Below are 16,053 nucleotides of genomic sequence, written 5' to 3' on the forward strand. Positions count from 1 at the left end.
GAGTGCTCTTGTGAGCGACTACTTCTTGCACAGGTTGTCGACGGGCGAATTGATGTCGTACATGTTGCTGATGTACGTGATCACCTCGGAGGCCGTCCACGGCTTGGTGCAGGTGAGTGAGCCTGGGCAATAGGTGCCGGTTGACTTGAGCTTCAGCCACATGTCGACCACCTGCTCCCGGGTCAGCGGGTATTTCGCGGAGTCGCTCTTGAAGTAGCCGGCATTCAGCCACGCACAACTCAGGTGCCGTAGCAGTTGGCCTACACCGCCAGACCCACCGAACATCGCGTCATTCGGCTTGTTGATGGCCCACCAGATGCTCACGTTCCCGACGCCGGCAACCGCCGGAGACCAACCGGGAAAGATGCTCTGGATCGTCGTTCCCTGAGTGCTGATGTCCGTGAACGCAACCTTGGTGAGACTGGACGTGCAGACAACGACCTGGCCACTGAACTGAGGGAACACGCCGCCGGCCACTACCCAGTTCGGCGAATGCTGAGGTTGGACCCAGTAGCCAGGCGAACGGCCACCGGAGCAGGTGACGCCGGTTCCGGGCCGTGGACTGGTGTTGCCGCTCATCATCGCCGACGGACTCTGGCAGATACCGCCCCCCAACGCCGACTTGGCACTGACCGTCAAGAGCACCCCCGCACCGCCCCCGAAGCCTCGGAAGAGACGCCGACGACCGGCATTCACGGGTGCTGCCAACGCGTCGGCGGTAACTTGTGGTCCGCCGGACTTGGCGCCCAGGTGACCCTCGAGCCGATTCTTGTTCATGCAATTCCCCTGAGTGCGTCTGCTGTGCAAGCGAAGTGCTCGCGCCTAAATTATCAACGCGCACCTTGTTGGACGCCCCCCCCGAATCAGGGTGAAAAGCGATTCTGGGGAAGGCTCGTGACGAGGCGGTTGCGCCTGACCGCGGTGTTGCTGATTTCGTCAGCCGCCAGACTGCGATCCCAAACTTAGGATGCCGCGGTCGGAACAGCCGCACTCAATACGGTAGATTGCAGCAGGCCCGCCCAGGGGGTTCAAGCGCAATACGTTCATGTTTGGGCAGAGATGCCCCGGCGACACATGCCCAACACCTGATTCGAGCGGAGACACCGGCCCGTGAACAAACCCAAGCCCTTTTCGATGATCCGCGAGTTCCACCTCGCCGACTGGTTCACGCTGGGCAACGCCTGCGCCGGCATGGGCGCGCTGTTCGCCGTGATGAGCTTCCTGCAGAGCGGCGACGCGGTGCACCTGACCTACGCCTGTGCGCTTATTCCAGTGGCCCTCGCCTTCGACGTGCTGGATGGGCGCATCGCCCGTTGGCGCCAGAAGAGTTCGGCGCTGGGCCGCGAGCTGGATTCGCTGGCCGACATCATCTCCTTCGGCGTCGCACCGGCCGCCATCGCCTACGGCTGCGGCATGCAAGGCCTCTACGACCGTGTCGTGCTGGTGTTCTTCGTCGCCTGCGGCGTCAGCCGGCTCGCGCGCTTCAACGTGACGGCAGAGAAGCTGAGCGCCGGATCGGATAAGGTGGCCTACTTCGAAGGCACGCCCATCCCGACTTCGATGGTGCTGGTCGCGGTGCTGTGGGCTGCCGCGGCGCAAGGCGCCATCGGCGATGCGCTGTGGGGCGGCGTCTGGTGGATCGCAGGTTTCCGGCTGCACCCGCTGGTGCTGATGTTCGCGCTGTCCGGCTCGCTGATGGTGAGCCGGATCCGAATTCCCAAGCTCTAGGCGGTACGGCGCGACAACCAGCTCAGCGGCGATTCCTGCATCGCGCGACCGGATTGGGATTCGAGCGCATCGCTGGGCGGCTGGCTGCGGTACTCGCTGATGCCACCGCCATCCAGGCAGGCATCCAGGCCGAAAGCGGTGCCGAGATCGGCGGGATCCGGCTCGCTGCGAACGGCAGCGTCACGGCGGAACAAACGCAGCGCTGGGACGAATCGCATGGCGGACCTCACTGGAATTGCCGACAACAGCATCGGCTTTGGTGCAGTCAGTGTGCGGGATCCATATGACAAGAGAACCCCCCATCTGTGAGTAAATATTGCCTCTGCTCCAAATACCACACATTCAGGGTGGGTCAAGAGGCCCGTAGGCATCGGCATCTGTGGCCCCTTTGCGTCACTGCGTGATCGTTGCGTGATTGCAATTGACCAACAAACTCCCCTAGCTTCATCGATCCAAACGCCTGCGGATGCGCTTAAGCTGCGCGCTCTCCCATCCCCCCGGGCTTTCCCGCATGAGTTCTGCTGTCTTGAAATGGATCGCCAACGGCGTGATCGGGCTGGTTGTTGCCTGCACGCTGTGGATTGCTCAAGCAGTGCAACCCGGCTCGACCGGCCGCACCCCGATGCTGATGGCCACGGCCGTCGCCGCTCCCGCCGACGGCGCTTCCGCGCCGGCCCAGTGATCAACGATCAGGCCAACGCTGCCCGGGCGCCTTCCGCCAACGCCTGACCGATCTGATCCAGCAGGGCGCCTCGCCCCTGCAGCTGCCATTGGTGCCAGTACAGCGCCACGTCGACCCCGACCTCGGGCCTGAGCACGACCAGCCGCCCCGCCTCGACCCAGGGGCGCACCTGGATCTCCGGCGCCACGCCCACGCCCCAGCCCATCACCGCGGCATTCACATAGGCCTCGCTGGAAGGCACGAAGCGCTCCCTCAGTCGCGGCCCCTGGATGCCAAAGGCCTGTGATACCCACTGCGCCTGGCTGTCGTCCTTGCGGTTGAACACCAGGAAGGGCGTGTCGCCGAAATTGCCGGCATGCAGACCGTCCGGCAGCTGGGCCGCCAGGAAGGCCGGGCTGGCCACCGCCACATAGCGCATGACGCCCAGCGGCTGGACGCGACAGCCCTGCAAGGCCTCGGCCACCGTCGTCACGCAGCCCAGCACGTCGCCCTGGCGCAGGCTGTCGTGGGTGAAATCCTGGTCGTCGACGACCAGTTCCAGCCCGTAGCCCTCACGCAGGCCCCGCTGCACCAGCGCATCCAGCGCCGGCAGCACCCAGGTCGCCAGGCTGTCGGCATTGACGGCGATGGCCAGCCGGGACTGCGGGGCGACGCGCTCACCCAGTTCGCGGGCGACATCCACGCGCAGGGCCTGCAACTGGCGGGCGAAGCGCAGCAGCACCTTGCCGGCCTCGGTCAGCCGCAGCGGCCGCGAGCGCACGACCAGCGGCTGGCCAACCTGGGCCTCCAGCGTGCGCAGCCGCTGCGAGACGGCGCTCTGCGTGATGGACAGCCGCTGCGCCGCGCGCTCGAAGCCCTGTTCATCGGCCAGCGCCGCCAAGCAGCGCAGCGCGGCGGGATCGAATTCATTCATAAGCACTTCTAATGTACGGCGAAGAATATGAATCCTGCTTCTTCAATCGGGATCGTCTGCCGAGAATGACCGGATGCCCGCCGCCGCCCTCGCCGCCAGCAACGTACCCGCCGTCTTCGCGCAGGGCTGGGCCATGGGCGCCGGTCTCATCCTGGCCATCGGCGCGCAGAACGCGCTGGTGCTGCGCCAGGGTCTGAGGCGTGAACATGTGGGCGCGGTCGTCGCGGTGTGCACGCTGTCCGACTGGCTGCTGATCGCGCTGGGCGTGTTCGGGCTGGGAGCGTTGATACAGGGGCAACCGCTGCTGCTGGAGTGCTTCCGCTATGGTGGCGCCGCCTTCCTGATGGGCTATGCGGTGCTCGCCGCAAAGCGCGCCTGGCGGCCCAACACCGGCCTGGAAGCCACCGGCGCCTCGTCCAGCCTGGGCGCCACGCTGTCGGCGGCCTTCGCCTTCACCTATCTGAACCCCCACGTCTACCTGGACACCGTGGTGCTGCTGGGCGGGCTGGGTGCGCGCCACCCCGAGGCACTGCGCCCGGCGTTCGCGGCCGGCGCCTGCGTGGCCTCGGCGATGTGGTTCGGCCTGCTGGGTTTTGGTGCCGCGGCCGCCGCACCGCGGCTGCGCAGCGCCCACACCTGGCGGGTCATCGATGCGCTGGTCGCTTTGCTGATGGCCGGCCTGGGTTTACAACTCCTCCTGCAACCGCTCTAACAAGAACAGGGATGCCCATGAAGATCGTCGTTCTGGGTGCCGGCATCATCGGCATCGCCACGGCCTGGTACCTGCTGGACGAAGGCCACGACGTGGTCGTCGTCGACCGCCAGCCCGATGCGGCGCTCGAAACCAGCTTTGCAAATGGCGCGCAGATCTCGGTCAGCTTCTGCGAGCCCTGGGCCAACGCCGGCGCGCCGTTCAAGGTGGCCAAATGGCTGTTGCGCGATGACTCGCCGCTGCTGTTCCGCCCCCGCCTGGACCCCAACCAGTGGCGCTGGGGGCTGGCCTTCCTGATGCAGTGCACGACGGCCGCGTTCGAGCGCAATGTCGAAGAGCTGGTGCAGCTGGGCCGCTACTCGCACGCGTCGCTGAAGGAGCTGGTGGCGCACACGGGCATCGAGTACGACCGCCTGGAGCGCGGCATCCTGCACTTCTTCTCCAGCCAGGCCGACTTCGACAACGGCGCGGCCGGCGCCGAGATCATGCGCCGCCACGGCGTGGACCGCCGCGTGCTGAACCGCGAGGAGGTGCTGAAGGTGGAGCCGGCGCTGGCCGGCTTCGGCCGCAACGTCTTCGGCGGCACCTACACGCCCAGCGACGAGAGCGGCGACGCCAAGGTCTTCACGCAGAAGCTGGCGCGGCTGTGCGCCGAGCGCGGCGCGCAGTTTCTGTATGAGCACGACGTGCTGGGCCTGCAGCGCAGCGGCGACGGCATCGAGGCCGTGCAGATCGCGCACACGCGCAGCGGTGAGCGCAAGACGCTGCGGGCCGATGCCTTCGTCGCCGCGATGGGCTCGTACACGCCGGCACTCGTCGCCCCGCTGGGCGAATCGCTGAACATCTATCCCGCCAAGGGCTACTCGGCCACGCTGCGGCTGAAGAAGCTCGAGGCCGCCAGCGTCGTCAGCCTGCTGGACGACAGCCGCAAGATCGCGATTTCGCGCCTGGGCGACCACATCCGCATTGCCGGCACGGCCGAGCTGTCGGGGTTCGACCTGGACTTGAACTCGCCGACCGCCCGCGTGCGCTGCGCGGCGCTGGTGAAGCGCTACGAGGAGCTGTTCCCCGGCGTGGCCGACACCAGCGAGCCCAACTACTGGGCCGGCCTGCGGCCCAGCACGCCCACCAACATCCCCTACATCGGCCGCAGCCTGAAGGCCCGCAACCTGTGGATCAACGCCGGCCACGGCACGCTGGGCTGGACGCACGGCGCCGGATCGGGCCGCGCGATGGCCGAACTGATCGCCGGCCGCCGGCCAGAGATGGCCTTCGGCTTCTACGGCAAGCCCTGAATCACAGGGTCTTCAGCAGAGCCTCGACTTCCTTCTGCTGGGCGAACTTGCCGCCGAGCCTGGCCAGCGACTCCAGCTCGGGCTTGGCGGCCGCCTTGTCGCCGGACTGGATCAGCAGCTTCGCAAGATTGAGCTTGTAGATGGGCTGGTCAGGCAGGTCGCCGACCAGCTGGCGCTGCACGCCTATCGCCTTGCCGAAATCCTTCTCGTTGGCCAGCACGGTGGCGTAGGTGTCACGCAACGCCGCGTCGTCGGCCTTGAGCTTGAGGCCGCGCTCGGCCAGCTCGCGCGCGCCAGGCTTGCCGGCCTTGCTGCGCAGCCAGGCGACGTTGTTGATCAGCGGCACGGCGTCCGGGTTGCGCTTGAGCAGCGCCTCGTAGCGCGACAGCGCGCCATCGAAGTCGCCCCGCGTCAGCAACAGGTCGGCGGTCGCGGCGGCGAAGGCCTGGTTGTTCGGATGGGCGGCCTGCCATTGGCTCTCGAAAGCCAGCGCCTCGTCGCGCTTCTGGGCGGCTAGCAGCGCGGCGAACAGGCGCACCGGCGCGTCGCCCGGGTCGCGCAGCGCGGAGGCCTTGCGCAGCAGCGGAATGGCGGCGTCCAGCTTCTGGCGGCCGATCTCGATCTCGGCCTCGCTGATCAGCGCATAGGCCTCCTGCGGGTACTTCTTCTGGCGCTCGCGCAACGCGGCCAGCGCCTCGTCCACGCGGCCCTGGCGCACGGCCAGCTGGATCAGCAGCCGCTGGGCGGCGACGGAATTGGGCTCGGCCTCCAGCGCACGCTTCACCTCGCGCTCCGCGCCGGCGTAGTCCTTGTCGACGAAGCGCAGCTGCGCCAGGCCCAGCCAGCCCTGTGCGCGGTTGGGCGCCAGCGCGTTGAGCCGCACATAGGTCTTGGCGGCCTGGGCGCGGTCACCCGAGGCGAACTGCGTGCGCGCCAGGCGCTCCAGCAGATCGGGGTTAAGCGGCAGCGCGGCCGACGCCTCCTGCGCCGCCTGTGCCGCCGCGGTGGTGCTGCCCACGCGCAGCAGCTGGTCGATATAGGCCAGGCGCAGGCCGGCCTCGGTCGGCTCCTCGCGCACGCCGGTGGCCAGCACTTCGGTCACGCGCGATGGCGATGCCTGCGTCTGCGTCAACAGTTCGGCCAGCGCCAAGCGCGCCTGCGGCGCATGCTTCTGGTTGACGATGAAGCTCTCCAGCCGCTTGATCCCCTCGTCGTTGCGCTTGGCCTGCACGTCGAGGGCCACCAGGCCCAGCACGGCGGGCAGATAGCCGGCATCGGCCTTGTGGGCGGCCTCGAAGGACGCCTGCGCCGCCGCCGTGTCGCGACGCACGAGGTGGATGCGGCCGCGCAGCGCCTCGGGCACCGCGCTGTCCTTCATCTTGGGCGCCAGCTTGTCCAGCGCCGCCAGCGCGGCCGGGAAGTCCTGGCGGCGCATCAGCGAATTGACCAGCATCAGGTCGTAGTTGCTGCCGCTGTCCTTGGCGGCCAGTTCGCGCAGCTGGTTCAGCGCCGCATCGGCCTTGGACTTGCTGGCGCCGCCCGGCGTCGCGCCGTCGCGCACGATGGCAGACAGCGCCAACGCCGCCTGTGTCTTGGTGTCGTCGGGGCGCAGCTTGGAGGCCGCGCCAAAGGCCTGGTCGGCCCCCTCGAAGTTGCCCAGCATCAGCTGCGCCTTGCCGGCCAGCAGCAGCGTCTCGGCGTCGGCCTTGCCGCCTTCCAGCAGCGGGCGCAGCGTCTCCATCGTCTTGTTCGGCGCGCGGCGCTGCAGCTGCAGGCTGGCGAACTGGCGGCGCAGGCCCATCTCTTCCGGCGACAGCTTCAGCGCCTGGTTGAGCAGGTTCTCGGCGTCGGCCAGCTCACCCAGTTGCTGGTGCGCCGCGGCGCCCAGGCGCAGCAGCGGGAGGTAGTTGGGCATCAGCTTCAGCAGCGGCAATGCCAATTCCTTGGCCTTGGCCGCGTCGTTCTTGGCCAGCGCGATCTGGGCTTGCAGGAAGCGGCCCTGCGGCTTCTTGGCCACCACCGGCGGCATGGCCTCGACAAGCTTGGCCGCGGCATCGACCTCCTGGCGGCTCAGCGCCAGCCGCACCAGCAGCGAGCGCGCGTCATAGCTGTTGGGGTCCAGCACCAGCACCTGGCTCAGCAGCGGCTCGGCCTCGGCCGTTTTGCCGCGCGACAGCAGCACCTCGGCCTTCAGCTGCAGCGCCGCCACCGCCTTGGGACTGCGCAGCAGCAGCTCGTCCAGCGCCGCAATCGCCTCGTCGGCAAAACCGCCGGCCAGCTTGGTGCGCGTGCTGACGATGACGGCCGACTCGGAATCCGGCGCCAGCTGCAGCGCCCGCACCGCGGCGGCCTTGGCTTCGGTCAGGTTGCCCTGCGCCAGATAGGCCATGGACAGATGCTGCAGCAGCAGCGACATGGCCGGCGGATCGGCCAGGCTCTGGTCGGAGAACTCGCTGATCAGCTTGCGCGACTGCCCCGAATACAGCAGCGTCTGCGCCAGCAGCGGTGCCACCTCGTCGCGCGGCGCGCCCAGCTCCCAGGCGCGGCGCAGCTCGATCTCGGCGCCGGCCACATCGCCGGCGTCCAGCAAGGCCTTGCCCAGCAGCTGCCGGCCATTGGCGTTGTCCGGATTTTTCTGGAGCAGGTTCTTCAGCTCGATGACGGCGCCGGCGGCGTCTTTCTGCTCCATGCGCTTCTGCGCGGCGGCAAGCAGGTCTTGCTCCGAGCGTTGGTTGCAGCCCGCGAGCGCGGCGACCAGCAGGATCAGGGCGAATTGGCGCGTCTTCATCGTTCCTCCGAAACAGGCGCGCGATTGTGTTCCCTAGAATCCCCGCCCCCTCTCAGGACCGGCCCCTAGGTCGGAAATAAGCCATGAATGCCGCCTCCCGCTTCTGTGCCATCGACTTCGGCACCTCCAACTCCGCCGTGGCGGTGCCGGAGGCCGACGGCGGCATGCGGCTCATCGAGCTGGAACCGGGTCAGCGCACCATGCCCACGGCCGTGTTCTATTTCACAGAGGGCCCGCACGACGCCGATGGCCCGCCGCGCGCCTTCGGCCGCGCCGCCGTGGCCGCCTACGTCGAGGGCCACGACGGCCGGCTGATGCGCTCCATGAAGAGCATCCTCGGCTCGCCGCTCATCGACCAGACCACCGACGTGGGCGGCGGCCGCGGCGCCAAATACTCGGACATCGTGTCCGGCTATCTCAAGCGCCTGCGCCGCCTGGCCGGCGAGCCGGAGCGCGCCGTACTGGGCCGGCCGGTGTTCTTCGTCGACGGCGACCCCGAGCGCGACGCGACTGCGCAAGCCCAGCTGGAGGCCTGCGCACGCGCCGTGGGCTTCCGCGACGTGCAGTTCCAGTACGAGCCCATCGCCGCGGCGTTCGACTTCGAGCAGCAGGCCATCCGCGAGGGCAAGGGCGAGCAGATCGTGCTGGTGGCCGACATCGGCGGCGGCACCAGCGACTTCTCGCTGGTACGCGTGGGCCCCGAGCGCGCGCAGCGCCTGGCGCGCCGCGACGACATCCTGGCCAGCCACGGCGTGCACATCGCCGGCACCGACTTCGACCGCCACATCGAGCTGGCCGGCCTGCTTCAGGCCTTCGGCTACCGCGCGACGGGACCCAACAGCCGTGAAGTCCCCAGCGGCATCTATTTCGACCTCGCCACCTGGCACCTGATCAACACCTGCTACGCGCCGCTGCGGGTGGCCGAGTGGCGCGGCATGAAGAGCTGGTTCAGCGACGTGCGCCAGCACGCGCGGCTGATGACGGTGCTGGAGGAGCGCTTGGGCCACGAGCTGGCCGCGCGCGCCGAGGGCGCCAAGATCGCCATTTCGGGTGGTGCCGACACGACGGTGGACCTCAGCCACGTCGAGACCGGCCTGGTGCTGCCGCTCAGCGAGAAGACCGCCGTCGATGCGCTGCGCGCCGACCTGGACCGCATCATCGCCACCGCCCACGAGACCGTCGCGCTGGCGGGCCTGAAGCCCGAGCAGGTCGACGCGCTGTACTTCACCGGCGGCTCCACGGGCCTGCGCCTGCTGGTGGACGGCATGGCGGCCGGCTTCCCGCAGGCCGCGCGCGTCACCGGCGACCGCTTCGCGTCTGTCGCGACCGGGCTGGGGCTGCACGCGCAGCGCCTTTTTGGCGGCTGATACGCTGCGCGGTTTCGCCACCCCGAGCCGCACCTCATGCTGAAAGCCCTGACCTGGGCCACTGCCGCTCTGGCCGCCACCGCGGTCCACGCAGCCGAGCCCACGACCTACCAGCAACCCTCCGCCGAGATCCGCGCGGTGCTGGACGCCCCGGCGCTGCCGGGTCACGCGCTGTCACCCGATCAGCGCACGCTGGCCAGCATCGCCACGCGGCGCTACCGCAACGTCGCCGACCTGGCCCGGCCCGTGCTGCGCCTGGCGGGCCTGCGCATCGACGCGGCCGCCAGCAGCCCGCAGCTGACGGTCAGCATCGAGGCCCTCTCGCTGCGCGAGCTGACGAAGCCGGACGCCGCAGAACGCGTCGTCAAGCTGCCCGCCGGCGGCGGCTTCTCGGCACTGCGCTGGTCGCCAGACAGCCGTCATTTCCTGCTGAACCGCCGCACCGCCAACGCCACCGAGCTGTGGGTGGGCGACGTGGCGACGGCCCAGGTCCGGCAGGTCAAGGGCGTGAAGCTCAACACGCTGCTGGAGACCTCGGTGGCCTGGGTCTCGGCGGACGAGATCATTGCGCTGACCGTGCCCGACAAGCGCGGCCCCGCGCCCCAGTTCGACGCGCCCAGCGGCCCCGTCATCCAGGAGTCCATGGGCCGCAACTCGCCCGAGCGCACGCTGCAGGACCTGCTGCAGAACAGCCAGGACGCCGCGCTGTTCAGCCACCACGCCAGCTCGGCGCTGCGCCGCATCAAGCTGTCCACCGGCGCCTCGCGCGAGATCGGCACGCCGGGGCTGTACAGCAAGCTCGAAGTCGTCGGCACCCAGGGCGCGCTGATCACCGAGCGCCTGGTGCCGCCGTTCAGCTACCAGGTCACCTGGCGCGACTTCGCAGCCCAGGTCGAACTGCGCGACTTCAACGGCCGGCTGCTGCGCGACCTGGGCACCATCAAGCTCAAGGAAGGCGTGCCGGTCGAAGGCGTCATCACGGGCCCGCGCAACTTCTGGGCGTCGCCCCAGGCCAATGGCGCCGTCTACTGGGTCGAGGCGCTGGACGGCGGCGACCAGCGCAACAAGGTGCCCTTCCGCGACCGGCTGATGCGGCTGGATGCGCCCTACCAGGGTGAGGCCCGCGAGGTGCACCGCACGGCGGGCCGCCTGAGCAGCCTGAACTTCGTCGACGCCGGTGACCGCGCCATCGTGGCCGAGTTCGACCGCGACCGCCTGTGGATCTCGGCCGACCTGATCGCACTGGATGGCGCGGCCAAGCCGCAGCGCCTGCAGGACCGCTCGCTGCGCGACCGCTACGCCGACCCCGGCCAGCCGCTGATGCGCGTGCTGCCCAACGGCCGCGGCATCGTGCGCGTGGACGGCGGCGACCGCCTGCTGCTGGCCGGCGCCGGCGCCAGCAAGGACGGCGAGCTGCCCTTCATCGACAGCTACAGCCTGCAGGACGGCAAGGCCACACGGCTGTTCCGCTCGGGCGCCACGCACTACGAGCGCCCGATCACGCTGCTGGCTGATGGTGGGCTGCTGACCAGCCGCGAAAGCGCCACGGAGCCGCCCAACCTGATGCTGCGCAGCGGCGCCGGCTTCGAGCAGCTGCAGGCGCTGACCCGCCACACCGACCCGGCGCCGCAGCTGCGCGCGGTCAAGCGCGAGCTGGTCAAGTTCAAGCGCGCCGACGGCGTCGAGCTGTCGTTCTGGCTCTACCTGCCGCCCGACTACCAGGCCGGTGAACGCCGCCCGACGCTGGTCTGGGCCTATCCGCTGGAGTTCACCGACGCGTCCACCGCCGGCCAGGTCAGCGGCTCGGGCAGCCGCTTCGTGCAGCTGGCCGGCACCAGCCCGGTCATGATGGCGCTGGACGGCTACGTCGTGCTGATGGACGCCACCATGCCCGTGGTCGGCAACCCCAAGACCGTCAACGACAGCTTCGTCGAGCAGATCACGGCCAACGCCAAGGCCATCATCGACAAGGCGGCGGAACTGGGCGTCAGCGACCCGCAGCAGATGGTGGTGGGCGGCCACAGCTACGGCGCGTTCATGACGGCCAACCTGCTGGCCCACACCGACCTGTTCAAGGCCGGCATCGCCCGCAGCGGCGCCTACAACCGCACGCTGACGCCGTTCGGCTTCCAGAGCGAGCGCCGCACCTACTGGGAGGCGCAGGACGTCTACCTGCGCCTGTCGCCGTTCAACTACGCCGACAAGCTGAAGGAGCCCATCCTGCTGATGCACGGCGAAAGCGACGACAACCCCGGCACCTTCCCGCTGCAGTCGGCACGCCTGTACCAGGCGCTGGCCGGCACCGGCGGCCAGGTGCGCTACGTGGTGCTGCCGCACGAGTCACACGGCTACTCGGCGCGCGAATCCATCGGCCATACGCTGTTTGAAATGAGCGCCTGGATGAAGCGCCAGACGCGCGATCCACGCGCGCCGAAGTGATCAACGCCGCGGCGGGGGACCGCGGCGGCGCTGTCCGCCGTGTGGCGCCTGCCGCGGTGCGGCTTTCAACGGCCGCGACACGTCGGCGAGCATCAGCACGGCGCTGACCAGGCCTTCGACGGCCTCTTCCAGGTCGGCCGGTGGCTCCAGATCCTCGATCTCCTCCAGCAGCGTGTCGGCATCCTCAAGGTCATCCGGGTCCAGGTGCAGGTAGATCGCCGCGAGCGGCTCCAGCAGGGGTTCCTCGGGCAGGCGCATCAGCGCCGGATGCGCGTCCAGCGCATGCGCGAAGCCGGCCACCCAGGGCAGCACCGTCTCGCTGGGTTCCGCGTCGTCGTCCAGTTCGAAGATCCACGGGTCGAACCACTGCCGGCCGGCGATGGCGACGTTCAATTCCTTGTGGCGACGGCGCAGCAGCGCCAGCAGCTCGTCGTCCACGCGCTGCGGCGTCGGGCGACCTTCGCTGTCCAGGATGGGCGGCAGCCAGGCCGCCAGCGGCACGGCCTCGGGCTGCAGCAGCACGCCGCACAGATAGCCGTCCAGCATGCTGACGTCCAGCGGCTCCAGCGGCGCCGGCAGCCCATCCAGCAAGGCCTGCAGGCGCTCCAGGTCGGCTTCGGACAGGGCTTCGAGGGCGCGGGGGTGCAAGGAGCTCATGTCAGGATTATCGACAGCACCAGGTGAATAGTGCCCCCTGCGGCGCGGTCGACAGGCCTACATTGGCATTTCCCAACGACGCCCTCACCCGAGGGCTTGGAGGCCCGGACAGCTTGCTGACCGGGTCTTTTTTTCGTCTGAAGTTCCCCAGGGGCCGAGCGCCGGGTCGCCCCAAGCCGGCCCGTCTGGCGTTGTGCGAGCGGGCAAGCCCCGCGAGCATCGGCGTCCCCTCGGGGGACCGACCGGGCGAGGGGCTTCACACTTCCATGCGCTCCGGTGCCACGTATTGGCGTCGGAATTCCTCGAAGTCCAGCGTGTCGGCCGCCTCGATGCGCGCCTGCTCGGCCAGCGACTGCGCGGCCAGGCCTTCGAAGCGCTGCTGCAGCGCCGTCGGGAACGGCAGGCCCAGCACGGCGCTGCGAGCCAGATCGCTCTGGCGCCGGATGAATCCCACATGGCTGTTGTCGAAGTCCTGTGCCATCGCCGCCAGCACGCGGGCCGACGGGCACAGCGCCGGATTGCGCAGCCGCTCCGCCACGCGCTTCAGCGCGGCGCTGTAGGCGTCGCCGTCATGCGCGGCGTCCAGCAACTCGGCCTGGGCCGCGCAGCCGGCCAGGATGTCGCCGGCCCAGTCGGCCAGCGTGCGCTCGCCGCCCTGCCAGTGCTCCAGCACCAGACCCGGCTCGCGGCCGCGCGCGGCGACGCGGTGCTGGTTGCGGGCGTTCAGCGCGCCCTCCTGCGGCGTGTCGCCGGGGCTGGGGCTGTTCAGGCAGTGCAGCAGGAAGGTGTCCAGCACGCGGATGGTGTCGGCGGCGATGCCGATGGGCTCGAACGGATCCAGGTCCATCAGCCGCACCTCGATGTACTCGACGCCGCGCTCGCGCAGCGCGTGCAGCGGGCGCTCGCCGGAGCGGATCACGCGCTTGGCGCGGATGGTGCTGTAGAACTCGTTCTCGATCTGCAGCAGGCTGGTGGACAGCTGGTTGTAGTCGCCGCCGGGCGTCTGCACGCCGATGGCCTCGTAGGCCGCGTACGGGCGGCTCAGCGCTTCCTGCAGCGACGCGGCGTAGCTGTCCAGACAGTTGTAGCTGACCGAGATGCTGGCCTGCGCGTCGCTCTGGTAGCCCAGCCGCCCCATGCGCAGCGACGTCGCGTGCGGCAGGTACAGGCTGTGCTCGGACAGGCGCTGCAGGCCGTGATCGCGGTCGTGCACGAAGCTGTCGCACAACGCCGGGCTGGCGCCGAACAGGTACAGCAGCAGCCAGCCCTCGCGGCGGAAGTTGCGGATGGCGCCGAAATAGCCGTCGGTGCCCACGCCGGGCAGCGACCAGTTGTAGTGGATGCCCGAGATGGTCTGCATGCGCCGGCCGTAGCGCTGGCCCAGGCCCATGCGGTAGACGCTCTTGGCGCGGCCGATGTTGCTGCTGCCATAGCGGCCGATGGGGATGGTCTCGTCGGCCGGCAGGCCGCAGGGCATGGAGCTGACCCACAGCCGCTCGTCGGCCAGCGCGCGGTAGACGGCCTGGTGGATCTCGGCCAGTTCGCCCAGCACGTCGTCCACACCGGCATGCACGCCGGTGATGAGCTCCAGCTGCGATTCGCTGTAGTCCGTCGTGATGTGCGGATGCGTCAGCGCGGCGCCCAGCGCGATGGGGTGCGGCGTCAACGCCAGCCCCCCGGCGGGCAGCACGCGCAGGCTTTCCTTTTCAATGCCGCGGCGGATGCCCAGCAATGTCTCTTTATCGTTCATCGGGCAGGACGGTAGCAGAACGGCGCTACAGCTGCCCAGGCGCGTCCATGTCGGCCAGACTGGGCCTCAGGGCATGTTCGCCGGCCTGCATGCCTTCGTGATGGCTGAGGTAGAGGGACACGTCCTGCGCCTCCAGCCAGCCCACGGCGCGCAGCCGGTCCAGCACCGGGCCCTTGACCTCGGACAGCTCCAGCCGCAGCCCCTCGGCCGCCAGCGCGGCGCGCAGCTCCTGCAGCGCCGTCAGGCCCGACACGTCGATGTGATTGACCGGCGCCATCAGCAGCAGCACTCGGGCCGGCGCGCCGACGCGCTCGCGGTGCTCCTGCACGCGCGCCAGCACCGCGTCGACCAGCCCGCGCGCGTTCGTGAACACCAGGCTCTCGTCGATGCGCAGCCCCACCACCTCGGGCTGGCATTCCACCGCGTAGCGCTCCACGTTGCGGTAGTGCTGCGTGCCCGGCACGCGACCCAGTCGCGCCACATGGGGCTGGGCGGTGCGCTGGATCAGCAGCGCGATGGAGCCCACCACGCCCAGCGCCAGCGCCGCGCCGGCGCTCCACAGCAGCACCGTGGTCGACACCGCCGCCATCAGCAGCCCCTCGGCGCGCGCATAGCGCCAGGCCTCGGCGTAGTGGCGCAGCGTGAAGCCACCCAGCACCGCGACGACGATGGTGGCCGCCAGCACCGGCTTGGGCAGGTGGGCCAGCGGCCCGGCCAGCAGCAGCATGGCCAACGCCATGAAGGCGGCGACGAACACCAGCGTCCAGCGCGTGCGCGAGCCGGCCTCGTGCAGCAGGATGCTGCGCGAAAAACTGCCCGCCACCGGCATGCCGCCGCTGACCGCCGCCACCAGATTGGCCGCCGCCAGCCCGCGCAGCTCGGCGGCCGGCAGCAGCTTTTCGCCGCGCCGCTGCGCCAGCGACTCCGACACCGCGAAGCTGGACACGAAGGCCATCAACGCCACCAGCGCCGCGCTGGGCAGCAGCTGCAGCCACAGCGCGCGATCCAGCGACGGCAGCCCCAGCGGCAAGGCCAACGTGGGCAACGCACCGACCTGCGCCACGCCCTGGGCCGCCGGCGTGAACGCCGACAGCGCCATCGCGCCGAGCAGCAGCAACAGCGGCGCCAGACGCGCCAGCAGCGGCAGGCCCATGCGGCGCGACATCAGCAGCAGTGCCAGCGCCACCGCGCCCCAGACCGTGCTGGAAAGACCCCAGCCGCCCGTCATAGCGGTGCGCGCCAGGTCGGGCAGCGTGAAGCCCGCCGCCGCGCTGCCCAGCAGCACCGGCAGCTGGCTGGCGGCGATCATCAGCGTCGCGCCGTTCTCGAAGCCGCGCAGCGCAGGCACCGACAGCAGGCTGCTCAGCGCATCCAGCCGCAGCAGCGCCGCCAGTGCCATCAGCGCGCCGATCTCGGCGGCCAGCACCAGCGCGCCGGCCTCCGGCGTCACGCCGGCCGGCAGCCCGGACAGCGCCTGCGCGATCATCAGCGCCAGCACGGCCACCGGGCCCAGCCCCAGCACCGGGCTGGAGCCCAAGGCCGCATAGGCCAGCAGCGGCAGCAGGCTGGCGTACAGGCCCACCTGCGGCGGCAGGCCGGCCAGCATCGCGTAGGCCAGGCTCTGCGGGATCAGCAGCACCGCGACGACGGCGCCGGCGATCAGGTCGGCGCGCCAACTGTGCTTCATGGTGTTCCTATGGGCCGAGCGCCGGGCCGCTCCCA

The 16,053-nt window shown here is 69.7% G+C and carries 13 protein-coding genes; 6 read left to right on the forward strand and 7 right to left on the reverse strand.

Annotated features, from left to right (window positions below):
- Positions 1-18: 18 nt before the first annotated feature.
- Positions 19-777, reverse strand: coding sequence for a hypothetical protein (locus tag J2X21_RS11870; protein ID WP_310328713.1), 759 nt, complete (start codon positions 775-777; stop codon positions 19-21).
- 357 nt (positions 778-1,134) lie between these two features.
- Between J2X21_RS11870 and pssA the strand changes: the two genes are divergently transcribed.
- Positions 1,135-1,728, forward strand: coding sequence for a CDP-diacylglycerol--serine O-phosphatidyltransferase (pssA, locus tag J2X21_RS11875; RefSeq protein WP_310329183.1), 594 nt, complete (start codon positions 1,135-1,137; stop codon positions 1,726-1,728).
- Here pssA and J2X21_RS11880 read toward each other — a convergent pair.
- Positions 1,725-1,946, reverse strand: a complete 222-nt coding sequence (locus J2X21_RS11880; protein ID WP_310328714.1) for a hypothetical protein — start codon at positions 1,944-1,946, stop codon at positions 1,725-1,727. The genes pssA and J2X21_RS11880 overlap by 4 nt on opposite strands.
- A 293-nt stretch (positions 1,947-2,239) precedes the next feature.
- Here J2X21_RS11880 and J2X21_RS11885 point away from each other — a divergent pair, with 293 nt between their 5' ends.
- Positions 2,240-2,410, forward strand: coding sequence for a hypothetical protein (locus J2X21_RS11885; RefSeq protein ID WP_310328715.1), 171 nt, complete (start codon positions 2,240-2,242; stop codon positions 2,408-2,410).
- 7 nt (positions 2,411-2,417) lie between these two features.
- Here J2X21_RS11885 and J2X21_RS11890 read toward each other — a convergent pair whose 3' ends face one another.
- Complete coding sequence (locus J2X21_RS11890) at positions 2,418-3,323, reverse strand: LysR family transcriptional regulator ArgP (RefSeq protein WP_310328716.1); 906 nt, start codon at positions 3,321-3,323, stop codon at positions 2,418-2,420.
- 73 nt (positions 3,324-3,396) lie between these two features.
- Between J2X21_RS11890 and J2X21_RS11895 the strand changes: the two genes are divergently transcribed.
- On the forward strand, positions 3,397-4,035 hold the full coding sequence (locus J2X21_RS11895; protein ID WP_310328717.1) for a LysE/ArgO family amino acid transporter: 639 nt from the start codon (positions 3,397-3,399) through the stop codon (positions 4,033-4,035).
- A gap of 17 nt (positions 4,036-4,052) precedes the next feature.
- Entirely contained in the window at positions 4,053-5,330 is a 1,278-nt protein-coding gene (locus J2X21_RS11900) for a D-amino acid dehydrogenase (protein WP_310328719.1), read from the forward strand.
- A 1-nt stretch (position 5,331) separates the two neighbouring features.
- Here J2X21_RS11900 and prsT read toward each other — a convergent pair whose 3' ends face one another.
- Complete coding sequence (gene prsT, locus J2X21_RS11905) at positions 5,332-8,118, reverse strand: XrtA/PEP-CTERM system TPR-repeat protein PrsT (protein WP_310328720.1); 2,787 nt, start codon at positions 8,116-8,118, stop codon at positions 5,332-5,334.
- Between the two features lie 83 nt (positions 8,119-8,201).
- On the opposite strand from prsT, the gene J2X21_RS11910 reads away from it, so the two are divergent.
- Positions 8,202-9,485, forward strand: coding sequence for an Hsp70 family protein (locus J2X21_RS11910; protein ID WP_310328721.1), 1,284 nt, complete (start codon positions 8,202-8,204; stop codon positions 9,483-9,485).
- A gap of 36 nt (positions 9,486-9,521) precedes the next feature.
- Complete coding sequence (locus tag J2X21_RS11915) at positions 9,522-11,924, forward strand: alpha/beta hydrolase family protein (RefSeq protein WP_310328723.1); 2,403 nt, start codon at positions 9,522-9,524, stop codon at positions 11,922-11,924.
- Here J2X21_RS11915 and J2X21_RS11920 read toward each other — a convergent pair whose 3' ends face one another.
- The 3 genes from J2X21_RS11920 to J2X21_RS11930 all read right to left on the reverse strand — a co-directional run bounded on the left by J2X21_RS11920 (position 11,925) and on the right by J2X21_RS11930 (position 16,018).
- Entirely contained in the window at positions 11,925-12,581 is a 657-nt protein-coding gene (locus tag J2X21_RS11920; RefSeq protein WP_310328725.1) for a YecA/YgfB family protein, read from the reverse strand.
- Positions 12,582-12,837: 256 nt separating this feature from the next.
- Entirely contained in the window at positions 12,838-14,331 is a 1,494-nt protein-coding gene (gene gshA / locus J2X21_RS11925; RefSeq protein WP_310328726.1) for a glutamate--cysteine ligase, read from the reverse strand.
- Positions 14,332-14,356: 25 nt separating this feature from the next.
- Positions 14,357-16,018 carry a SulP family inorganic anion transporter gene (locus J2X21_RS11930; protein WP_310328727.1) on the reverse strand — a complete coding sequence of 554 codons (1,662 nt, stop codon included), beginning with the start codon at positions 16,016-16,018 and terminating at the stop codon, positions 14,357-14,359.
- Between the last annotated feature and the right edge of the window lie 35 nt (positions 16,019-16,053).

It is taken from the genome of Roseateles asaccharophilus, assembly GCF_031458115.1.
Classification (GTDB): domain Bacteria; phylum Pseudomonadota; class Gammaproteobacteria; order Burkholderiales; family Burkholderiaceae_C; genus Pelomonas; species Pelomonas asaccharophilus_A.